The 20,730-nt window shown below is 65.3% G+C and carries 19 protein-coding genes; 12 read left to right on the forward strand and 7 right to left on the reverse strand.

Annotated elements, in window-relative coordinates; translation table 11 throughout:
- The first annotated feature begins 46 nt into the window (after nucleotides 1-46).
- The gene (gene ispG, locus J2S96_RS11290; RefSeq protein WP_306863114.1) at nucleotides 47-1,213 is read left to right on the forward strand and encodes a flavodoxin-dependent (E)-4-hydroxy-3-methylbut-2-enyl-diphosphate synthase; all 1,167 of its coding nucleotides are present in this window, start codon (nucleotides 47-49) and stop codon (nucleotides 1,211-1,213) included.
- Complete coding sequence (locus J2S96_RS11295; RefSeq protein WP_306863409.1) at nucleotides 1,176-2,069, forward strand: GNAT family N-acetyltransferase; 894 nt, start codon at nucleotides 1,176-1,178, stop codon at nucleotides 2,067-2,069. Before ispG ends, J2S96_RS11295 begins: the two co-directional genes overlap by 38 nt.
- Before the next feature lie 39 nt (nucleotides 2,070-2,108).
- On the opposite strand, the gene J2S96_RS11300 is transcribed toward J2S96_RS11295, so the two are convergent.
- From J2S96_RS11300 to J2S96_RS11310, 3 genes are read right to left on the reverse strand one after another with little or no spacing between them, the layout of a single operon-like run.
- Nucleotides 2,109-2,726 carry a TetR/AcrR family transcriptional regulator gene (locus tag J2S96_RS11300; RefSeq protein WP_306863116.1) on the reverse strand — a complete coding sequence of 206 codons (618 nt, stop codon included), beginning with the start codon at nucleotides 2,724-2,726 and terminating at the stop codon, nucleotides 2,109-2,111.
- Nucleotides 2,723-3,466 carry an ABC transporter permease gene (locus J2S96_RS11305; RefSeq protein WP_306863411.1) on the reverse strand — a complete coding sequence of 248 codons (744 nt, stop codon included), beginning with the start codon at nucleotides 3,464-3,466 and terminating at the stop codon, nucleotides 2,723-2,725. The genes J2S96_RS11300 and J2S96_RS11305 overlap by 4 nt, the downstream gene beginning before the upstream one ends.
- Nucleotides 3,467-3,474: 8 nt before the next feature.
- A complete protein-coding gene (locus J2S96_RS11310) occupies nucleotides 3,475-4,266 on the reverse strand; it encodes an ABC transporter ATP-binding protein (RefSeq protein WP_306863118.1) in 792 nt (263 codons plus the stop codon).
- Nucleotides 4,267-4,737: 471 nt separating this feature from the next.
- On the opposite strand from J2S96_RS11310, the gene J2S96_RS11315 reads away from it, so the two are divergent.
- Genes J2S96_RS11315 through J2S96_RS11325 form a run of 3 tightly spaced genes read left to right on the forward strand, consistent with a single transcriptional unit; the run spans nucleotide 4,738 to nucleotide 8,775 of the window.
- The gene (locus J2S96_RS11315; protein WP_306863123.1) at nucleotides 4,738-6,549 is read left to right on the forward strand and encodes a proline--tRNA ligase; all 1,812 of its coding nucleotides are present in this window, start codon (nucleotides 4,738-4,740) and stop codon (nucleotides 6,547-6,549) included.
- Complete coding sequence (locus J2S96_RS11320) at nucleotides 6,546-7,343, forward strand: sulfite exporter TauE/SafE family protein (RefSeq protein WP_306863126.1); 798 nt, start codon at nucleotides 6,546-6,548, stop codon at nucleotides 7,341-7,343. Before J2S96_RS11315 ends, J2S96_RS11320 begins: the two co-directional genes overlap by 4 nt.
- A 46-nt stretch (nucleotides 7,344-7,389) precedes the next feature.
- Nucleotides 7,390-8,775, forward strand: a complete 1,386-nt coding sequence (locus tag J2S96_RS11325) for a pyridoxal phosphate-dependent decarboxylase family protein (RefSeq protein ID WP_306863129.1) — start codon at nucleotides 7,390-7,392, stop codon at nucleotides 8,773-8,775.
- 48 nt (nucleotides 8,776-8,823) lie between these two features.
- Here J2S96_RS11325 and J2S96_RS11330 read toward each other — a convergent pair whose 3' ends face one another.
- The 3 genes from J2S96_RS11330 to J2S96_RS11340 are packed head-to-tail and all read right to left on the reverse strand — an operon-like array spanning nucleotide 8,824 to nucleotide 11,774.
- Nucleotides 8,824-9,864, reverse strand: a complete 1,041-nt coding sequence (locus J2S96_RS11330; RefSeq protein ID WP_306863132.1) for an aminoglycoside phosphotransferase family protein — start codon at nucleotides 9,862-9,864, stop codon at nucleotides 8,824-8,826.
- 35 nt (nucleotides 9,865-9,899) lie between these two features.
- Nucleotides 9,900-10,628: a VIT1/CCC1 transporter family protein gene (locus J2S96_RS11335; protein WP_306863135.1), complete on the reverse strand. Its 729-nt coding sequence runs from the start codon at nucleotides 10,626-10,628 to the stop codon at nucleotides 9,900-9,902.
- A gap of 51 nt (nucleotides 10,629-10,679) precedes the next feature.
- Nucleotides 10,680-11,774 carry a DUF4439 domain-containing protein gene (locus J2S96_RS11340; RefSeq protein WP_306863137.1) on the reverse strand — a complete coding sequence of 365 codons (1,095 nt, stop codon included), beginning with the start codon at nucleotides 11,772-11,774 and terminating at the stop codon, nucleotides 10,680-10,682.
- 125 nt (nucleotides 11,775-11,899) lie between these two features.
- On the opposite strand from J2S96_RS11340, the gene rimP reads away from it, so the two are divergent.
- From rimP to J2S96_RS11370, 6 genes are all read left to right on the forward strand, one after another.
- Nucleotides 11,900-12,523, forward strand: coding sequence for a ribosome maturation factor RimP (gene rimP / locus J2S96_RS11345; RefSeq protein WP_306863140.1), 624 nt, complete (start codon nucleotides 11,900-11,902; stop codon nucleotides 12,521-12,523).
- A complete protein-coding gene (gene nusA, locus J2S96_RS11350) occupies nucleotides 12,523-13,503 on the forward strand; it encodes a transcription termination factor NusA (protein ID WP_306863142.1) in 981 nt (326 codons plus the stop codon). The genes rimP and nusA overlap by 1 nt, the downstream gene beginning before the upstream one ends.
- 245 nt (nucleotides 13,504-13,748) lie before the next feature.
- A complete protein-coding gene (locus tag J2S96_RS11355) occupies nucleotides 13,749-14,090 on the forward strand; it encodes a YlxR family protein (RefSeq protein ID WP_306863146.1) in 342 nt (113 codons plus the stop codon).
- A 152-nt stretch (nucleotides 14,091-14,242) separates the two neighbouring features.
- The gene (gene infB / locus J2S96_RS11360; protein ID WP_306863148.1) at nucleotides 14,243-17,098 is read left to right on the forward strand and encodes a translation initiation factor IF-2; all 2,856 of its coding nucleotides are present in this window, start codon (nucleotides 14,243-14,245) and stop codon (nucleotides 17,096-17,098) included.
- A 322-nt stretch (nucleotides 17,099-17,420) separates the two neighbouring features.
- Nucleotides 17,421-17,930, forward strand: coding sequence for a 30S ribosome-binding factor RbfA (gene rbfA / locus J2S96_RS11365; protein WP_306863151.1), 510 nt, complete (start codon nucleotides 17,421-17,423; stop codon nucleotides 17,928-17,930).
- 138 nt (nucleotides 17,931-18,068) lie between these two features.
- A complete protein-coding gene (locus tag J2S96_RS11370) occupies nucleotides 18,069-18,554 on the forward strand; it encodes a nucleoside deaminase (protein ID WP_306863153.1) in 486 nt (161 codons plus the stop codon).
- Between the two features lie 3 nt (nucleotides 18,555-18,557).
- Here J2S96_RS11370 and J2S96_RS11375 read toward each other — a convergent pair whose 3' ends face one another.
- A complete protein-coding gene (locus J2S96_RS11375; RefSeq protein WP_306863155.1) occupies nucleotides 18,558-19,712 on the reverse strand; it encodes a pyridoxal phosphate-dependent aminotransferase in 1,155 nt (384 codons plus the stop codon).
- 96 nt (nucleotides 19,713-19,808) lie between these two features.
- On the opposite strand from J2S96_RS11375, the gene truB reads away from it, so the two are divergent.
- Nucleotides 19,809-20,729 carry a tRNA pseudouridine(55) synthase TruB gene (gene truB, locus J2S96_RS11380; protein ID WP_306863159.1) on the forward strand — a complete coding sequence of 307 codons (921 nt, stop codon included), beginning with the start codon at nucleotides 19,809-19,811 and terminating at the stop codon, nucleotides 20,727-20,729.
- Nucleotide 20,730 lies beyond the last annotated feature (1 nt).

Below are 20,730 nucleotides of genomic sequence, written 5' to 3' on the forward strand. Positions count from 1 at the left end.
CAGATCCCGGCCCTACGATCCACCCATTTCAACCCAAGGAGTCCACGTGACCTCGGTCAGCCTGGGAATGCCGTCAGCCCCGCCCCCCGTTCTTGCGCCCCGTCGCAAGACCCGCCAGATCAAGGTGGGTTCGGTCGGCGTAGGCTCCGATTCACCCATCAGCGTGCAATCGATGACCACCACCCCCACTACGGACATCAACGCCACCCTGCAGCAGATCGCCGAGCTGACGGCGTCCGGCTGTGACATCGTGCGTGTCGCGTGCCCTTCCGCGGACGACGCCGAGGCACTGCCGATCATTGCCCGTAAGTCCCAGATTCCCGTGATCGCAGACATCCACTTCCAGCCGAAGTATGTCTTCGCCGCGATCGAGGCCGGTTGCGCCGCCGTGCGTGTCAACCCGGGCAACATCCGCAAGTTCGATGACCAGGTGAAGGAAATCGCCAAGGCCGCCAAGGACCACGGCACCTCCATCAGGATCGGCGTCAACGCCGGATCCCTGGAGCCCGGCATCCTCAAGAAGTACGGCAAAGCCACCCCCGAAGCCCTCGTCGAGTCGGCGGTGTGGGAAGCTTCGCTGTTCGAGGAACACGGCTTCCACGATTTCAAGATCTCCGTCAAGCACAACGACCCCGTCATCATGGTGGCGGCCTACGAGATGCTTGCCGAAAAGGGTGACTGGCCCCTGCACCTTGGCGTGACCGAGGCCGGACCCGCCTTCCAAGGCACCATCAAGTCCGCAACGGCGTTTGGAGCGTTGCTGTCCCGGGGCATCGGCGACACCATCCGCGTGTCCCTTTCCGCGCCGCCTGTTGAGGAAGTCAAGGTAGGCAACCAGATCCTGCAGTCCCTCAACCTGCGCCCCCGCAAGCTCGAAATCGTCTCCTGCCCTTCATGCGGACGCGCCCAGGTGGACGTCTACACGCTGGCAGAGCAGGTCACGGCCGGGCTTGAGGGAATGGAAATTCCGCTGCGCGTCGCCGTCATGGGTTGTGTGGTGAACGGCCCCGGTGAGGCACGTGAAGCCGATCTCGGTGTGGCCTCCGGAAACGGCAAGGGCCAGATCTTCGTGAAGGGGGAAGTCATTAAGACTGTCCCCGAGAGCCAAATTGTTGAGACACTGATCGAAGAGGCCATGCGTATCGCTGAAGAGATGGGGGAGGCCGATGGCGAAGATGCTGTCAAGGGTAGCCCCGTGGTTAGCGTCTCGTAGCCAAGAGGGGACCGGCCCGGACGGTGTCACCGTCCGGGTGCTCGGCGCTGCCGACACCCCGGCCCTTCGCGTGCTCGCGATGGAAGACCCGGTAGCGAACGTCTTCATTCTGGCGCACCTGGATTCGTCGGGGAGCGCCGCACCCACTTCCGGGGGCGCGAGCGTCTTTGGAGTGTTCGACGGCGACGCCCTGGTGGGTGCCTGCTGGGCCGGTGCCAACCTGGTTCCGGTGCAGCTGGACCCCGGACTGGCTTCCCGCGTGGCCGTGGCGGCCCACCGCGCGGGCCGGCGCTACGCCTCGATCTTCGGGCCCGCGGAGACCGTGCTGGCATTGCATTCCCGCTTGGAGCAGTTTGGTCATTTCGCCCACGAGGTACGTGCTGAGCAGCCCCTCCTGGCCATCTCGGGCCCACCTGCCATCGAAGCCAATCCGCAGCTCGGCTTCGGGAAAATCACGGACTTCGAGCGGATCCTGCCCGCCTGCGCCGCCATGTTCGAAGAGGAAGTGGGTTATTCGCCCTTTCTCGGGAGCGAGGACTTCTACAGCCGCAGGGTGGCCGGACTGATCCGGCAGGGCCATTCCTTGGTGCACATCGACGCCGGCGGGACCGTGAAGTTCAAAGCGGAACTCGGGGCTGTCACGGCACAGGCAACCCAGGTGCAGGGTGTCTGGATGAACCCTGAGTTCCGCGGCCAAGGGCTCAGCGCCGGGTACATGGCGGGAGTGGTAGTCCTGGCCCAGCAGTTCGCGCCGATTACGAGCCTTTACGTCAATGAGTACAACACCAGGGCACGGGCCACCTACGAGCGGGTCGGATTCCAGCGCCTCGGTACGTTCGCCACAGTCCTTTACTAGCCACGGTCCTGTACTAGTCACGGTCCTGTATAGTGCGGGCTAGCCAGGGGGAGTGAGCTCGCCGGTGAGGTAGTGCTGGACATTGGGGGCCACGAGCCGGACCACCTCGTCCTGGGAGGCCGAAGCCAGCGGTTCGAGCCGGACCACGTAACGCATCAGCATGAGCCCCACCATCTGCGTGGCGATGAGATTGCCGCGCATCCTTGTTTCCTCGGGGGAGCCAGGAAGCCCCGCCGTGATCCTGGAGAGGATGGTCCTCGCCACCATTTCGCGCAACAGGGCGGTCTTGGCCTTGGAACCGATCGTTCCCCTGACGAACGCGACCAGCCCGTGTTGCGCAGGGCCTTCCCACAGGCGCACCACGGCGCGGACGATTGCCTCTGAGCGTTGCGACGGCTCCAACGATTCGACGCCGGCAAGGACCTCGTTGGGATCGGCCGGGAGCTCGATGCTCTGGGCAAAGAGTTGGTCCTTTCCCTTGAAGAAGTGGTGGACCATGGCAGGGTCGACCTCGGCTTCGCGGGCCACCTGCCGCAGGCTCGTGCCCTCGAAACCGTGCTCGGCGAAGAGCCGGCGCGCTGTGGCCAGGATCAGTTCGCGGGAGTCACCCCCGCCGCTGCGGCGTCCCCGCCGCTGGGGAGGCAAGGCGCCGCTCATGCCGTCCGCCGTCGGAGGGTGAACGAGGCCAGCACCAGAACTCCCACCACGATCGCCGCCATGATCCCGGCATCCTGCCACATGAGCTGCGTCGCCTCGGAGTTGTTGGCGATCTGCTGGAGCGCGTCGACCGAAAAAGTCAGCGGCAGCACGTTGGAAATGCTTTCCAGGAGGCCGTTCATGTGGTCCCTGGCCACGAACAGTCCGCACAACAGGATCTGCGGTATCACCACTACCGGCATGAACTGGACCGCCTGGAATTCGGTCCGGGCAAAGGCTGAGCACAAGAGGCCGAGCGCGACACCAAGCACTGCGTTGATGACGGCGATCATCACGACGTAGCCCGGGCCGCCCCTGATATCCAGGTTGAAGATCCAGTAGGCAACCGCCGTGGCCACAAGCGATTGCAGGGCAGCCATGATGGAGAACGCCAAGGCGTAGCCGAACAGGAGATCGGCTTTGTGGATGGGCGTCGTCAGGAGCCGTTCCAACGTTCCCGACGTCCTTTCGCGCAACATCGTGATCGACGTGACCAGGAACATCACCACAAACGGGAAGATCGCCAGCATCACGAGTCCCACGCGGTCAAAGGTCCGGGGGAATCCGGGAGGCAGGGTTTCGTTCTCGAAGAGATAGTAGACGCCGGTGAGGAGCAGGGCGGGAACCACCATGATGAGGGCGACGCTGCGATGGTCGTGCCGCAGCTGTTCCAAAACCCGCCGGGTGGTGGCAATCATCATCCTGGGATTCATGACGCCACCTGGCTTTCATCGGCAGCCCGGCGGTTCGAGGCGGCGCCCGTTTCCTGGATGACGTGCAGGAATGCCTGCTCCAGGTCGTTGCTGTGTCCCCGCTCGCTGAGTTCCGCCGGACTGAGCTGGGCCAGCAGAAGTCCGTCGCGGAGCAGGAGCAGGGAGGCACAGTGTGAGGCCTCTTCCATGACATGGCTGGACACGAGCAGGGTGGTTCCCGATGCGGCCATCGCGGCGAACCGTTCCCACAGTTCGGCACGCAGTACCGGGTCCAAGCCAACCGTCGGTTCGTCGAGGACCAGCAGCTTCGGATGCGAGACGAGCGCGCAGGCCAGCGAGACCCGGCTGAATTCGCCACCGGAAAGGTCCGAGGTCCTTTGCCGTGCCAACGCTTCGAGCCCGACGGCGGCAATCGCCTCCGCGGTGTCGGCCTCCGAGGCGCCGTGCATGGCTCCGAAATACCTGACGTTCGCTTCGACGCTGAGGTCCGTGTAGACGCTCGGTGCCTGGGTGACATATCCGACGTCGTGCCGCAAGGACGGCGTACCCGCCGGACGTCCCAATACTTCCATGGTGCCGGCCGTGAGTCGCTGGACCCCTACGATGCAGCGCATGAGGGTTGTCTTCCCGCTCCCGGAGGGTCCCAAAAGGCCCGTGATGCGGCCCGGCTCCATGGCGAAATCCAAGCCGCGCAGGATCTTCTTGCGGCCGCGGGTGACGTGCAGGCCGGCCGCCGCGACCGCCGGGGGTATGCCGGGGGTGATGCTTCCTGATGCACTGTTGGTCATTGTCGCCTCCGGAGAGATTTTATTCATCAGGTGATGAATAAAAGGTAGGCCTTGCACACGCTGGCGTCAATGAATAATTGATTAGTCCAAGCCCTTGAAAAAAGTGTCTGTAATCACATATGTTCGGATCAGCCGTGTCGCTGGGGCGCGGATGGTTTCAGAGAGGAAACACAGACAAATGACTGTAAGTGTTGATCTTTCGATGGCAGTCGACAAGTCTGGCTAAGCCTCCAAGACAACGCCTGCGGCCGAGCGGCCGCTGAGCCACGCCATGGCAGGATGACCAGCCGCCCAGCGGCCAGGGGCTTCCAAGGACCATGGCGTGGCTCCTCTTCGTTGGGGGCCGGCTGCCTTCGGGAGGAGGCTGGGGAGGGGCCAGGCAGGTTCCCAGGCAGGTTCCCCGCCCACAAGCCGGTAGATTGGTAGGCAGTAGTATTTGCCAGCTCTTGCCATAGAAACGGATTCTGCCCCGTGGTCCTTCGCCTCTCCCAGCTGTTCCTGCGCACCCTGCGTGAAGATCCCGTCGACGCCGAAGTCGCAAGCCACAAACTCCTGGTCCGCGCGGGCTATATCCGCCGCGCCGCACCGGGCATCTACACGTGGCTGCCTCTGGGATTGAGCGTCTTGCGCAAGGTCGAGCAGATCATCCGCGAGGAAATGGCCGCGATCGGCGCCCAGGAAGTCCATTTCCCGGCGCTGCTGCCCCGGGAACCCTACGAGGCCACCAACCGCTGGACCGAATACGGCGAGGGGCTGTTCCGCCTGCAGGACCGCAAGGGTGCCGATTACCTTCTGGCCCCGACCCACGAGGAAATGTTCACCCTCCTGGTCAAGGACCTGTACTCCTCGTACAAGGACCTGCCGCTGAGCCTGTACCAGATCCAGAACAAATACCGCGACGAAGCACGCCCCCGGGCAGGCCTCCTCCGCGGCCGCGAATTCATCATGAAGGATTCCTACTCCTTCGACGTCGACGACGCCGGCCTGGACGCGAGCTACGCCGCCCACCGCGCCGCCTACCTGAAAATTTTCGAACGCCTTGGCCTTGAGGTCATCCCCGTCGCCGCCACGGCAGGCGCCATGGGTGGATCCAAGAGCGAGGAGTTCCTGCACCCCACCGAGATCGGCGAGGACACCTTCGTGCGATCGGCAGGCGGCTACGCGGCCAACGTCGAAGCCGTAACCACCGTGGTTCCGGCCGAGATCGACTTCAGCAACGCGCCTGCCGCACGCGTCCTGGACACCCCGGACACGCCCACCATCGAAACCCTCGTCGCCGCTGCCAACCAGCTCGCTCCCCGCAGCGATTCCGACGGCGGCGCCTGGACTGCTGCCGACACGCTCAAGAACGTGGTCCTCGCCGTCACGCTGCCCACGGGCGAGCGCCAGATCGTGGTGATCGGCGTTCCAGGCGACCGTGCCGTGGACCTTAAGCGCGTCGAGGCCAACATCGGCTCCTTCCTGCCTATTTCCGGAGAGATCGGACTGGAAGCGGCCAACGAGGAAGACCTCAAGAAAATCCCGGAGCTCGTCAAGGGCTACATCGGCCCCGGACTCGTCCCCGGCGAAGCCGTGCTCGGGCTCGAAGGCACCTCCAAGTTGCTCTTCCTGGTTGACCCCCGGGTTGTCTCGGGCAGCAGCTGGGTCACCGGGGCGAACGAGGAGGGCAATCACGTGTTCGGCCTCGTAGCCGGCCGCGACTTCGCTTGGGATGGCGTTATTGAATGCACCGAGGTCCGCGCGGGAGACGAAGCACCGGACGGCTCCGGTCCCCTGGAAACTGCGCGCGGCATCGAAATGGGCCACATCTTCCAACTCGGCCGCAAATACGCCGAGGCCCTCGACCTGAAGGTCCTTGACCAGAACGGCAAGCAGGTTGTGGTCACCATGGGCTCATATGGTGTCGGCGTGACGCGTGCTGTGGCTGCCCTGGCCGAGGCCAACAACGATGACCGCGGGTTGATCTGGCCGCGTTCCGTGGCTCCCGCGGACGTCCACGTGGTCGCCGTCGGACGTGGCGAGGAAATCTTCGCCGCGGCAGAAAAGCTCTGCGCCGAACTCGAGGCCGCCGGCCTCGACGTGATCTACGACGACCGCCCCAAGGTTTCCCCGGGCGTGAAGTTCGGTGACGCCGAGCTGGTGGGCGTGCCGACCATCGTGGCGGTCGGCCGCGGCTTGGTGGACGGCGTGGTGGAGATCAAGGACCGCCGCACCGGCGAGGCCGAAAACGTGGCCGTCGAGAAGGCCGCCGATTACGTGGTCAACGCCGCACGCCAGAAGTGATCTCCGGCTTCGAGTCGGTCCAGCTCACCACGCTCATCATGATCGTGGTGGCTGGATTCGCAGCCGGCTGGATAGACGCCGTGGTGGGCGGCGGGGGACTGATCCAGCTTCCCGCCTTGCTCCTGGTTCCCGGGATTACCCCGGTCCAGGCGTTGGCCACCAACAAAATGGGCTCCATCTTCGGGACAACGACCAGTGCCGTCACCTACTACCGCAGGGTCGGCCCTGACCTCAAGACGGCCATACCCATGGCGGTGATTGCCCTCGCAGGCAGTTTCGGCGGAGCCCTCCTGGCTGCCAACCTTCCCTCCAGCGTCTTCAAACCCATCATCGTGGTGGCGCTCATCGCCGTCGCGCTCTTCACCGCGCTGCGGCCCAACGCAGGCGAGTTGACCGCCCTTCGTCATGACGGCCACACGCACTACGTCGTGGCCTGCGCGATAGGTGCGGTGATCGGGTTCTACGACGGGCTGATAGGTCCGGGAACAGGCTCGTTCCTGGTGATCGCCCTGGTCTCGGCCATGGGCTATGCCTTCCTTGAGGCCAGCGCCAAGGCGAAGATCGTCAATATGGCCACGAACGCCGGCGCACTGTTGTTCTTCCTGCCGCACGGATCGCTGCTGTGGGGTGTCGGTGCCGTCCTGGGCTTGTCCAACATGGCCGGAGGCTACCTGGGCGCCCGGACCGCCGTGAAGCAAGGTAGCGGCTTCGTGCGGATTGTCTTCCTGATCGTGGTTGGCGCGTTGATCGTCAAACTCGGCATGGACGTCTGGAACGACGACTTCGCGAAGTAGCGGGCCGGACATGGCCGGTGCGAAGCCGCGGGCGTAGCATGCACTCATGTGGGTCGACTCCGGCGATTATGAGCGGGCACTCGAACGTGCATGGGAACACTCCCGGGAGTGGTTGAAGGCCTTGCCCAGGCGGCCGGTACGGCCGAGCACGCCGGCCGATGACGTCACGGCAGTCTTTGGCGGTCCCTTGCCGGCCACCGGACTGGATCCGGCCGAAGTCATCGATTTCCTCGCCGAACACGCCGAGCCCGGGCTGATGGCCATGCAATCGGGCCGCTTCTTCGGTTGGGTCATCGGCGGAACGGTGCCTGCGGGCATGGCTGCGGACTGGATGGTTTCCGCATGGGACCAGAACTCCGGCCTGCGCTTCGCCACACCCGCCACGGCCGGGATCGAGGAGGCTGCCGGGCAGTGGCTCCTTGAGCTGCTCGGCCTCCCCGACGGCTCCGACGTCGGATTCGCGACGGGCGCCAGCATGGCCAACTTCACGGCCCTGGCGGCGGCACGGTGGCGCCGGCTGGCCGACGTCGGCTGGGACGTCAACGCCGACGGACTCCGGGGAGCGCCGAAACTGCGTGTCCTCGTCGGAGCCGAGCGGCACGAGAGCCTGGACATGGCACTGCGCTTCCTCGGGCTCGGGGCACCCGAAGTCATAGGAGCAGACAAGGAAGGAAGAATCGATCCCGCCGCCCTGCGGGCCGCGCTGGAAGCCGGTTCAGGTCCGGCAATCGTGTGCCTCCAGGCCGGGAACCTGCATTCCGGGGCCTTCGATCCTTTCGTCGAGGCGATTGCGGCTGCCAAGGACCACGGAGCATGGGTCCACGTTGATGGGGCGTTCGGCTTGTGGGCAGCAGCTGTGCCGGGACTGCGGCATCTGGTGGAGGGCGTCGAACTGGCCGATTCGTGGGGAACCGATGCCCACAAGACCCTCAACGTCCCTTACGACGCCGGAATCGTGGCGGTTCGTGACGTTGCCGCCCTGCGATCGGCCATCGGCATGCACGCCGAATACCTCATGCAGGACGACCACGGCCCCGCCGACCCCATGGAAAAAGTACCCGAGTTGTCCCGCCGCGCCCGCGGAGTGCCAGTGTGGGCGGCCTTGCGCTCCCTGGGTGGCGACGGCGTGCGGAAGCTTGTCGAAGGACGCGTGGAGTGTGCCGCGGAACTGGCCCGGCGGCTCGCCGAAGTGCGTGGCGTGGAAGTCCTCAACGACGTGGTGTTCACGCAGTTGTCCCTGGCCTTCGGTTCGGACGGGAGGACCCGTGCCGTGACCGAATTCATCATGGCTGACGGGAGGGTCTGGATGTCCGGCTCGCGCTGGCAAGGCAGGGACATCCTGCGTGTTTCGGTGACCAACTGGTCAACGGATCCGGCAGACCTGGATATTGCAGTACAGGCCATCAAAGATGCGCTGGAGGCTACCGCCTGAGCAGGAGTTTCTGAAGGCAACGGCGTTTGAAGGCAACGGCGTCTAAGGCTAATTGGACCCGGCCAGTCCTGGTTCGGGCAGATCATGCGCGGCGGGCAGCCCGTCCAAGGGCCGTCCTGCGAGGGTGCTGGCCACCCACAAGGAGCGCGCAAGATCGCCTTCATGGCGTGGTTTTCCGGCATACCAGAGAGCGTTGTCGACCTCGCGGACCAGGCTCCATTCCCGGGCCGCTTCGCCGTCCAGGCCGGCCGCGCTGCTGAAATCCGCGCAGCGCTCCAGGAGTGCGACTTCCGGGGCGGTCCTGGAGAGATCGCGGATACGGTTCCACAAAATCGGGGCAACGGCGAATTCCGCCTCCCCGATCATCGGCTGCGGATCGATCGCCACGTATCCGCGGTTTCCGGTGGCCCCGGTGCCGTCGAGGGTACTCCCACCATTGAGGCGGGGGAGGATGTTCATGAAATGCAGGTCGCAATGCACCAGGACGTCCTTGCCTGCGCGCCGCCCAACAGCGCCGCGGGTTTGGCACACCTCCAGCGCGGCTTCGAGGAGCCACCGGGGGAAGGGCTGGCCCAGGTGCTCCCACTCGGCAGGCAACTCATCGCTCCAGCGCTCGGCACGTGCAGCTATGTGCTCAAACCCTTTCCACTCGGGCCGGTCGTCCGGTTCGATTCCGAGTTCCTTCATGAGCGACCCCCAGACGTCGCGTGCTTCGTCCATCGGGGCGGCCTGCAGCCAGCTGAGCGCGTCGAGCCGCTCCAGGAGCATCGCGCAGGAGGCGGCGTCGGCCTCGAGCAGCCTTACGGCCCCGGAACCGCCCCACAGGGCCAGCGCATGCCGTTCAACGAGCGCCTCCTCGTGCGGGAACGCTATCTTGAGTACCGAGGGGGTGCCGTTGTAGCGGACCGGAATGACGATGCCGCCGTGGCCGTTCCATGGTTCCGCTCCGGGCTCGAGGTCAACGGACAGCTGCCAGCGTTCCAGGCTGGCATCGATCAGCCCGGGCAGCCCTGAGAGCCACGCACGCCCCTGCGGTGTGCGCGAGTAGCGTGCCTGGAGGTCGCCAGGGATGGAAACGAAGGTAGACATCACTGTCAGCCTACCCAAGCCGGTCCCTGAGTTGTTTAGACCACTCCGGAGGAGCCCAGGAGGCTTCCGATCAAGAACGTCGCAGCCAGCGCAAGGGCTCCGCCGATGACGACCCGCACGGCGGCACGTCTCTTCGAGCTGCCGCCGATCCATGCTCCTATGGCCCCGGTGATGGCGAGCGCGAGCAGCACGGAAATGAAGGTCAGCGGCACGCGCAGCCCCGGGGGCGGGAGCAGGATCGCGAGCATGGGCAGGATGGCGCCGAGGGTGAAAGCAATGGCGGAGGCGAAGGCCGCGTGCCACGGGCTGACGATGTCGTCCTCGTCGATGTTCAATTCGGCGGAAAGGTGGGCGGCCAAAGCGTCGTGTTCCGTCAGTTCCGCGGCCACTTTCCGCGCGGTTTCAGGCCGCAGGCCCTTGGCCTCGTAGATCGCAGTCAGTTCGGCCAGCTCTTCTTCGGGTTGCTCGGCCAGCTCCCGGCGTTCCTTTTCGATGAGCGCCTTTTGGCTGTCACTTTGACTGCTGACGGACACGTATTCACCTAGTGCCATGGACACGGCGCCACCGACGAGTCCGGCAGCTCCGGCGGTGAGGATGGCGCCGGTGCTCGTGGTGGCGCCGGCGACGCCCACCACGATGGCGGCAACGGAGACGATTCCGTCATTGGCGCCAAGAACGCCTGCCCGGAGCCAGTTGAGCCGGTGGGCGAGGTCGTTGGCGTGTGGTTCGTTCTCGTGCAGGGCTGCAGTTTCGATGGAAGCCATGCTACAAGCCAAGCACTTGGAAAGTGCCGCCGCCAGCAAAGAAAGGCTTTCCTACCTCGACGGAGCCGGGGACGGCAGCGGCGGGAGCGCCGCGTTGTCGATCGCAAGTCCGGCGAAGGGGCCAACCGGGGCTCCCCAGGCTTGGCTGCGTTTGGCGGCGTCGACAAGGCCGTCGATCGCCCATTGGCGCGTTTGCCCCTCTGAGAGCGCCACGAGGTCGGCGTAGGCGGTCAACGAGCTGGACTCCATGCTTCCCAGCGCCAGTGCGGGTTTGGCGGCGAAACTGGCAGGCAGGCGATAGCCGGCCTCCAGCGGAGGTGTGGCGATGCAATGCAGACGGCCTTGGGCCTCCGCTCCCCGGAGCAGCTCCTGATGGCGGCCCAACCAGGTCGCTGCTGTCGCGGAAGCCTTTGCGTCGAGCTTGGTGAGGGCCACTTGGTACGCGTAGATCGACTCCTGTTCGGAGCTGACCACGGCAGCAAGGGCAGCGGGCAGGTCGGCCTTGGCGGGTGCCGTACCGGATGTCGGTGCCGCCGTCGACGTACCCGTCGAGGCAGGGCAGCTCGGAGGCGGTGTCGGGGCGGTACTCTCGGATGCCGGTGTTGCCGGTGCCGGCAACCCCCATGTAGCGGCCAGCCGCGTTGATTCAAGCAACTGGGCGGTCCCGACGGCGGCAAGCAGCCGTGCCATCCCGCCGTCGGCGTTCACGGCGTCCGCCAAGCGGCGGGAGGCGCTCGAGGAGAGCGCCGACACGAAGCCGGCCCGCGTTGGCCGGTCCTGGGTGGCGCCGGGGCTCGGGGAAGCCGCTGGGGTGTTCGACTCCGGAGTGCTGGAAGGCAGGAGCGCCTGTGCCTGCCTTGTCAGCAACATCACAGTGTCCGAAATACCGTTGCCGCCGGAGGCTTCACCTGCAGGGGCGCCGCCCGGCGTCGTACCCTCCAGGAGTGATGCGCTGCCCAGGAGCGCCTCGGCCGAGGAGAGCGCTTCGGCCCGGGCAATTTCGGAAGACGGCGCCGCTTGCAGGCTTCCGGCGTCCCGCGGGACAAGCACGGCGCCGGTTCCGAGGACGAGGACTGCGAGTAAAGCCAGGAGGACGGCCTTCATCCAGCCATGGCGCCGTGCTTTCTCAACAGTCTCGTGGTTCACAACAGACTATGGTGTCACGCTCACGGACAACTTGCGTCTGCCGCAGGGAGGCCCCGTGCACCACGCCGCCGTAAATATCGTTAAGCTAGTAGTCACAACATCATCTATCGGGAGGCGGCTGGCCAGTGAGTCATTCGGAAGCCACGACTTCAACAGACCAGGCTGGAACGGGTCCGACGCGTCCAGCACAACACGAGGTCCGCAGCCCCGAGGAGAGCAGGCTGAAGGCGCTTTTGGAGCCTGCCGTCCTCGCAAGCCGGCTCTATCTTGAGGATGTTGCCATCCAGGTTGCCGGTTCGCATCGGGTAGTCCAGGTTGTCATCGACCTGCCCCAGGAGGAAACCGGCGGCGTCAGCCTGGACGTCATCGCGGAAATCTCCAGGGCCCTCTCGGACATCCTGGACAACGATCCCGGCACCGATGGCCGCCCCTACGACCTCGAGGTCTCCTCGCCGGGCGTTGGCCGGCCCCTCACGGAGCCCCGTCACTGGCACCGGGCCCGCGGACGCATGGTCAAGGTCAATGTAATCCAGGGCGAGAACCTGACGGGCCGTATCCAGTCCGTCGATGACGACGGCGTCACGCTGGTTCCCGAGCAAGAGGTCAAGAAGGGCATGAAGCCCAAGCAGGGCGAGCCCGTGAAAATTCCTTTCGACAGGATCCGCCAAGGAAAAGTCGAGATAGAGTTCAGCCACCTCAACGAGGCCGTGCTGGAAGACGAGTACAACGGACCTTCCGAGGAGGCCTAATGGATATTGACATGAGTGCGCTGAGACTCCTGGAGCGTGAGCGTGAAATCCCGCTGGACCTCCTGATCCCCACCATCGAGCAGGCGCTCCTGGTGGCTTACCACAAGACGCCGGGCGCTTTCGAAAAGGCCCGTGCGGAGCTGGACCGCAAGAGCGGGCACGTGACCATCTGGGCCACGGAAATAGACGACGACGGCGAATCCGTCGGCGAGTTCGAAGACACTCCTGCGGGCTTCGGCCGCATTGCGGCGAGCACCGCACGGCAGATCATCCTGCAGCGGCTGCGCGACGTCGAGGACGACAACGTCCTCGGCGAATTCAAGGGCCGTGAAGGTGAACTCGTCGCTGGACTGATCCAGCAGGGAAACAACCCGCACATGATCCAGGTGAACCTCGGTTCCGTGGAAGCCCTGCTGCCGCCGCCCGAGCAGGTCCCGGGGGAGAAATACACCCACGGCAACCGCCTTCGCGCATTTGTGGTGGACGTGCACCGCGGCGCCAAGGGGCCCTCCATCACGCTGTCGCGTTCACACCCGGGCCTCGTCCGGAAGCTTTTCGAACTGGAGGTCCCGGAGATCGCGGACCGTTCCGTCGAGATCGTGGCGCTCGCGCGCGAAGCCGGGCACCGGACCAAGATGGCCGTCAAAGCCAACACCCCTGGCATCAACGCCAAGGGTGCTTGCATTGGCGAAATGGGATCGCGAGTGCGGGCCGTCATGACCGAACTCAACGACGAAAAGATCGACATTGTGGACTTCAGCGAGGATCCGGCGACCTTCATCGCCAACTCCCTGTCGCCGTCGCGCGTGAATTCCGTCACTATCACCGACGAAGCCACGCGCTCCGCCCGGGTGGTTGTTCCCGACTACCAGCTTTCCCTCGCTATCGGCAAGGAAGGCCAGAACGCCCGGCTTGCGGCGAAGCTGACCGGCTGGCGGATCGACATCGTCTCCGACGCCGCTCCCGCCAAGGGCAACTGAATAATCCAGACGGTGCCATAAGCCGGATAGGGCCAGCCCCGGATCCAGACGATGCAGGACCCCGTGGATTCGGTGGCCGGGCCCTCGGGGGCTTAGAATAGATGGAACCGGGCCTATGCCCGGTATCCGTGTGCTTTGGCGTACTCGCGACTTGAGGGCAACAATCCCGACAAGATGTCGGCGTGCGCCGGGCAAAGCAGAACCGCAGAGACAGGTAAAGACACTGAGGCAGGTTGATACACCCAGTGACTGAACTGCTTCACTCCAGGCGCCAGCCTGTGCGCACCTGCATCGGATGCCGGAACCAAGGCATGCGGAGCGAGTTGATCCGGCTTGTCGCCGAAGGCGGCGGGTCTCCCGTCGTCCTGGTGGATGAACGACGCCGGATGGCTGGCCGGGGTGCGTGGCTGCACCCCAGCAACACGTGCCTGATGCTGGCAAGCAAACGGCGTGCTTTCGCAAGGGCCCTCGCGGGCGCAAGTGAAATCACTGCCGTCGAAAGCTACCTGGCGGCAGTCATACCCCCTGCGGACACCCCCGTGGAAGCAGGAAAACCGTCCAAACCTGAAAGCGGGTCAGAAAACTGATGGAAACCCGATGAGTTCCCAGCGATGAGTGCGCAACGATGACAACTTTGTTGCGCTCTGCACAGGGCCTATCCGCCGCGTTCGCGGCAGGGGCCCGCAGTAAGAATTAGACGGTTCGTGCCTGGCTCGGTGCGGACCGAGACAGGAGAAATGTGGCCAAGGTCCGCGTACATGAGCTCGCCAAAGAGCTCGGTATTACTTCCAAAGATGCAGTGACGAAACTGCAGGAATTGGGCGAATTCGTTCGCTCCGCCTCTTCAACTATTGAGGCACCGGTCGTGAAGAAGCTTCGCGACGCCTACCCGGGGGCCAGCGCCGCAAAGGCGGCTGCTCCGGCAGCCCCCCGCGCCGCAGCCCCGGCGGCACCCGCAGCATCCCGCCCGGCTCCGGGCCCCGCAGCGCCCAAGGCTCCGGTTCCCGCCCCCAAGGCTGAAACCCCGGCCCCGGCTCCCGCCCCGGCAGCGCCTGCGGCAGCAGCACCCGTTTCGGCAGCGCCAGCAAGCCCCTTCTCCGCCAAGCCGGGCGCCCGTCCGGCTCCGAAGGCCGAAGCCCCTGCCCCGGCACGTCCTGGCAGCCAGGCACCGCGCCCCGGCGGCCCCCGTCCGGGCAACAACCCCTTCGCAACCTCGCAGGGCATGCCCCGCGGCCGTGGTGGCGACGGCGAGCGTCCTCCCCGTCCCGGCAACAACCCCTTCGCAACCTCGCAGGGCATGCCCCGTTCCGGTGGCCGCACTGACGGTGAACGTCCCGGCGGTCCGCGTCCCGCGGCCGGCGCAGGCGGTCCCCGCCCCGCAGCCGGTTCCGGTGGCCCGCGTCCGGGTGCTCCGCGCCCCGGTGCTCCCCGTCCAGGCGCTCCGCGTCCGGCAGGTGGCCCCGCAGGAAACCGTCCCAGCCCGGGCATGATGCCCAACCGCACCGAGCGTCCCGCTCCCGGTGGAGCCGGGCGTCCCGGTGGCGCCGGCCGTCCCGGTGGCGGCCCCGGCCGCCCCGGTGGCGCTCCTGGCGCAGGCACCGGCGGCGGAGCTCCCGCCGGCGGTGGCTTCGGCAAGGGCGGCCGCGGACGCGGCGGTACCCAGGGTGCGTTCGGCAAGGGTGGCGCAGGACGCGGCAAGCAGCGCAAGTCGAAGCGTGCAAAGCGTCAGGAACTGGAGCAGATGAGTGCTCCGTCGCTGGGCGGCGTATCAGTGCCCCGCGGCGACGGCAACACCGTGGTCCGGCTCCGTCGAGGCTCCTCCATCACGGACTTCGCCGACAAGATCGAGGCGAACCCCGCCGCACTGGTGACCGTCCTGTTCCACCTCGGTGAAATGGCAACGGCCACGCAGTCGCTGGACGAAGACACCTTCGCCCTGCTGGGTGAGGAACTCGGCTACAAGATCCAGGTAGTTTCGCCGGAAGACGAAGAGCGCGAGCTCCTCGACTCCTTCGACATCGACCTCGACGCCGAACTCGAAGCCGAAGGCGACGACGTCCTCGAACCGCGTCCCCCGGTGGTCACGGTCATGGGTCACGTTGACCACGGTAAGACCCGGCTGCTCGACGCCATCCGCAAGACCAACGTGGTTGCAGGCGAACACGGTGGCATCACGCAGCACATCGGTGCTTACCAGATCAGCCACATCCACGAAGGCACTCCACGCGACATCACCTTCATTGACACCCCAGGTCACGAGGCGTTCACCGCCATGCGTGCACGTGGTGCCAAGGTCACCGACATCGCCATCCTGGTTGTCGCAGCCGACGACGGCGTCATGCCGCAGACGGTGGAAGCACTCAACCACGCACAGGCGGCCAACGTGCCGATCGTCGTCGCGGTCAACAAGATCGACAAGGAAGGCGCGAACCCGGACAAGGTCAAGGGCCAGCTCACCGAGTACGGCTTGGTTCCCGAAGAATACGGTGGCGACACCATGTTCGTTGAGGTCTCTGCCCGCCAGAACCTCAACATCGACGAACTGATCGACGCCGTCCTGCTGACTGCGGACGCCGCTCTGGACCTGCGCGCCAACCCCGACAAGGACGCTCGAGGCATTGCCATCGAAGCGAACCTGGACAAGGGCCGCGGTTCCGTGGCCACCGTCCTCGTCCAGTCCGGTACCTTGGCCGTTGGTGACACGATCGTGGCAGGTACGGCCCACGGCCGCGTCCGTGCCATGTTCGACGAAGACGGCAACGCCCTGGACATCGCGCTCCCGTCGCGTCCGGTCCAGGTCCTGGGTCTGTCCAACGTGCCGCGTGCAGGTGACACCTTCCTGGTGACCTCCGACGAGCGTACGGCCCGCCAGATCGCTGAAAAGCGTGAGGCAGCCGACCGCAACGCGGCCCTGGCCAAGCGTCGCAAGCGCATCAGCCTCGAAGACTTCGACAAGGCTGTGGCCGAGGGCAAGATCGACACCCTCAACCTCATCCTCAAGGGTGACGTTTCCGGTGCTGTTGAAGCCCTCGAAGACGCCTTGCTCAAGATCGACGTCGGCGACGACGACGTTCAGCTGCGCGTCATCCACCGCGGTGTGGGTGCCATCACGCAGAACGACGTCAACCTCGCCACGGTGGACAACGCCATCATCATCGGCTTCAACGTCAAGCCCGCCGAGCGCGTGGCCGACCTTGCCGACCGTGAAGGCGTGGACATGCGCTTCTACTCCGTCATCTACGCAGCAATCGATGACATCGAGCTGGCCCTCAAGGGCATGCTCAAGCCGGAGTACGAGGAAGTCCAGCTCGGTACCGCCGAGGTCCGCGAAGTCTTCCGTTCTTCCAAGTTCGGAAACATCGCCGGTTCCATCGTCCGCTCGGGCATCATCCGCCGTAACAGCAAGGCACGCGTCAGCCGTGACGGCAAGGTCATCGGCGACAACCTCACCGTTGAGACGCTCAAGCGCTTCAAGGATGACGCCACTGAAGTCCGCACGGACTTCGAGTGTGGTATCGGTCTTGGCTCGTACAACGACATCGCCGAAGGTGACATCATCGAGACCTTCGAGATGCGCGAGAAGCCGCGCGCCTAAGCTCGGCAAATAGGGGGCAGGGCCTCCGGCCCGTTCCGCCGAGTCGTGGGGGCGGTCCGGCCCGCTCCGCCGATATGGGGGGCGGTCCGGCCCGCTCCGCCGATATGGGGGCCCCGCCCCTTCGCTGGGCGGCTGACGTCTGACGACGTCAGCAGCCCAGCTCCGGCAGGCCCGATGCCACTCCCGGGCCCCCATATCGGCTCCGCGGGCCTCGGTGGGTATCTCGCCGTACGCTTCCTGTCTCTTCGACTTGAGGCATTTTTAGACTTAAGTACGCACGTTGCCCTATCGCCGTCGTACGCAATTTTTATTAGGAGTAGAAATGGCTGATCCGGCACGCGCTGCCAAGTTGGCGCAGCGGATTAAGGTTGTTGTTGCTGAGGCATTGGGCCGGCGGATCAAGGATCCTCGGGTTGAGGGCATCACTGTGACCGATGCCCGCGTGACGAATGACCTGCAGCACGCAACGGTGTACTACACCGTCTTCGGTGACGAGGTGGCCCATGCCGATGCTGCCAAGGCGTTGGAGAAGGCCAAGGGTGTCTTGCGACAGGAAGTGGGCCGCAACATCACCGTGCGGCTGACTCCTACCTTGGAATTCGTCGCCGACCTTATTCCGGTCAACGCCTCAAACCTCGAGGAGCTGTTGCGCACCGCCAAGCAGCGCGACGCCGAGGTGGCCGCCCTGGCCGCCGGTGCCAAGCATGCGGGCGATGCAGACCCGTACAAGAGCGATGCCCCGCAAGACGCGGACATCGACGAAGACGATTTTGATGAAGAAGACATCGACCTCCGCGCCGATGAAGACATCGACGAAGACGGCGGCAAGTAGTCCTCCGACTTCCCGGGCAAGGCCGGATCCGCAGGTATTGTCACTGCGGACCCGGCCTTGCTGTGTTTAACCTTCAAGAGCCGGGGTTTCACCGTGAAAAGCCGGGCCAAATCGATGGGCCGTCGCTAAGATCGGAGCATGGCGGCGCACGATGCAGCTCAGAGTCCCGAAGACTACCTTGAACACGCACTGCGGCTCGCCGTGCAGAACGTGGCCGACGGCGGCGGTCCTTTCGGCGCCGTCGTGGTCACTCCGGACGGGCGGCTCCATGATGGCGTCAACCGGGTCACCCGCGACAACGATCCCACTGCCCACGCCGAAGTGGTAGCGATCAGGCGCGCCGCGTCGGAACTGGGAAGCTTCGATCTCAGTGGCTCCGTGCTCTACTCAAGCTGCGAACCGTGCCCTTTGTGCCTCTCGGCGGCCCTATGGGGGCGCGTAAGCCGTGTCTATTTTGCTGCGGATCGGCACGGGGCCGCAGCTGCAGGCTTCGACGATGCCGTGTTCTACGAATACTTCGGCGGCAACAGGCCCGAACTGTTGCCCGTCCAACATACCGAGGTCGCTGCATCCGAGGCTCCTTTCGACGCTTGGCGCGGGCACAAGAACCGGACCCGGTACTGAAGGCTAGGGCCGTGCCGGGAGCCGCGCGACGCCGTCGAGCAGTTGCTCGTGATCCCCGCACAAGGCAATCCTGATCCAACCCTCGCCGATGGAGCCGAACGCGGTGCCCGGCGCCACGGCCACTCCGGAATCCTTGAGGAACTGGCGTACCCAGGAGCGCACGTTCCCGCCGCTCACGTGGGAAACGTCGGCCCAAAGATAGAAAGCCCCTTGGGCGCCCAGGAAGGGGATGCCTTTCCCTGCAAGCACCGCCGAGGCTGCGTCGCGGTTGGAACGGTAATGCTCCCGCGCAGCATCCACATAGTCCTGCGGGCCAGTCAGAGCCGCGACGGCGGCGTACTGGGAAGGCGAAGCCACGCAGGAAACGATCGCTTCCATGACGTTGTTCATCGTCCGCTCCAGTCCCGGCGGGCAAATGAGGGCGCCGATCCGCAGTCCGGTCAGCCCGTAGGTCTTGGACAAAGTCAGGGACGTGAAGACCCGGGCCTCCCCGGGAACACTGCTGTCGAAGCGGGCCGGACTCGTGTGCGGGACGTCGAAGGTGAAGGCTTCGTAGCATTCGTCCGAAATGATCCATAGATCGTGTTTGACAGCCAATTCCACGAGCCGGCGCGTCGTTTCCTCGCAGATGACCGCACCCAGGGGATTGGACGGCGAATTCAGGACCAACACCTTGGTGCGGGGCGTGATCAGTGCCTCGATGTCCTCGATGCGGGGCTGGAACTGGTGCTCGGGGTAGAGCGGATACCGCACCGGGACTGCATGCAGCAAATGGCCTGTCATGACAAAAGTGGGGTAGCCCGGATTGGGTATCAGGATTTCGTCTCCGGGGGAGAGGAGCAGGCTCATCGCGAAGTGCAGCCCTTGCTGGGCTCCGTCCACGACGTACACGCGCTCGGCTCCCACATCCACCTTGTTGTGGGCACGGAACCGCTCAGCAAAGGCCTCACGCAGGGCCGGGATCCCGGCATTGGGGGTGTAGTTGGTCTCGTCCCTGTCAAGGCACGCGATCCCCGCATCCAGGACGTGCCGGGGCAGCGCGAAGCCGGGCTCGCCGATGCTGAGGACAATGGCTCCGGGGGTGTTCCACGCGGCCTCCGTGATCTCGCGGATCTGGTTTACGGGCACTTCGCGGACGTGTGCGGCAAGCTCAGGCATGGGAGCCATCTTAGCCGTGGAGCGGGTTGCTTACTGGTGCAGGGCGGGAGCCGCGGGCCGCAGGATGCATGCCGCGGCGCGGATATACTGGGAAGCGTGCTTTCTGGACTGGTAATCGTTGACAAGCCGCAAGGATGGACCAGCCACGATGTGGTTGGACGGATGCGGCGACTGGCCGGTACCCGGAAAGTGGGCCACGCGGGGACCTTGGACCCCATGGCCACCGGGGTGCTTGTGCTTGGCATCAACAAGGCCACGCGATTGTTGACGTACATCGTGGGCACGTCCAAGACGTACTCCGCCACCATCCGGCTCGGCGAATCAACCATCACGGACGATGCCGAAGGCGACGTCACCGAAAGCCGCAGCGCCGCTGCAATCACTGAGGAAGCCATCCGTGCCGGCGTCGCGCAGCTCACTGGCGAGATCCAGCAGGTTCCCAGCAGCGTCAGCGCCATCAAGGTCAACGGCGAACGGTCCTACGCGCGCGTCCGTTCGGGGCAGGAAGTCAAGCTCGCCGCCCGGCCGGTGACCATCCACCGTTTCGAGATCCACGCCATCCGGAGGGTCGACGACGGCAGGGTGGTGGACATCGACGTGACCGTCGAGTGTTCCTCGGGCACCTACATCCGCGCGCTGGCACGGGACCTTGGCGAGGCCCTCGGCGTCGGAGGCCATCTGACGGCGCTGCGCCGCACCCAAGTGGGGCCGTACTCCCTGGCTCAAGCCCGCACCCTCGAACAGCTTGCCGAGGACCTGGAGGTCCTCGACATGTCCGCAGCCGCCCGGGCGCTCATGCCCAACCGGGAGTTGAGCGAGGCTGAAACCACCGAAATCTCTTTCGGGCGCAGGATCGCCGCTGGACCCGATGCCGGCACGCCCGGCGCGGCCACCGCCGAGAACCCGGCCGCCGCGTTCTCTCCGGAAGGTGAGCTGGTGGCGTTGCTGGCCGATGCGGGGAGTTTCGCCAAGCCCGTCCTCGTGTTCGCTCCTGACAACGAAAAGCAGGCAGACTAGC

This window comes from Arthrobacter bambusae (genome assembly GCF_030812595.1).
Lineage (GTDB): Bacteria > Actinomycetota > Actinomycetes > Actinomycetales > Micrococcaceae > Arthrobacter > Arthrobacter bambusae_B.

What these genes read in the sequence shown, in the direction of transcription:
- J2S96_RS11295 (WP_306863409.1), top strand. Translation starts at nt 1,176, where the DNA reads ATGCTGTCAAGGGTAGCCCCGTGGTTAGCGTCTCGTAGCCAAGAGGGG.
- J2S96_RS11300 (WP_306863116.1), bottom strand. Translation starts at nt 2,726, where the DNA reads ATGAGCGGCGCCTTGCCTCCCCAGCGGCGGGGACGCCGCAGCGGCGGG.
- J2S96_RS11305 (WP_306863411.1), bottom strand. Translation starts at nt 3,466, where the DNA reads ATGATGATTGCCACCACCCGGCGGGTTTTGGAACAGCTGCGGCACGAC.
- J2S96_RS11310 (WP_306863118.1), bottom strand. Translation starts at nt 4,266, where the DNA reads ATGACCAACAGTGCATCAGGAAGCATCACCCCCGGCATACCCCCGGCG.
- J2S96_RS11325 (WP_306863129.1), top strand. Translation starts at nt 7,390, where the DNA reads ATGTGGGTCGACTCCGGCGATTATGAGCGGGCACTCGAACGTGCATGG.
- J2S96_RS11330 (WP_306863132.1), bottom strand. Translation starts at nt 9,864, where the DNA reads ATGTCTACCTTCGTTTCCATCCCTGGCGACCTCCAGGCACGCTACTCG.
- J2S96_RS11335 (WP_306863135.1), bottom strand. Translation starts at nt 10,628, where the DNA reads ATGGCTTCCATCGAAACTGCAGCCCTGCACGAGAACGAACCACACGCC.
- nusA (WP_306863142.1), top strand. Translation starts at nt 12,523, where the DNA reads ATGGATATTGACATGAGTGCGCTGAGACTCCTGGAGCGTGAGCGTGAA.
- rbfA (WP_306863151.1), top strand. Translation starts at nt 17,421, where the DNA reads ATGGCTGATCCGGCACGCGCTGCCAAGTTGGCGCAGCGGATTAAGGTT.
- J2S96_RS11370 (WP_306863153.1), top strand. Translation starts at nt 18,069, where the DNA reads ATGGCGGCGCACGATGCAGCTCAGAGTCCCGAAGACTACCTTGAACAC.
- J2S96_RS11375 (WP_306863155.1), bottom strand. Translation starts at nt 19,712, where the DNA reads ATGCCTGAGCTTGCCGCACACGTCCGCGAAGTGCCCGTAAACCAGATC.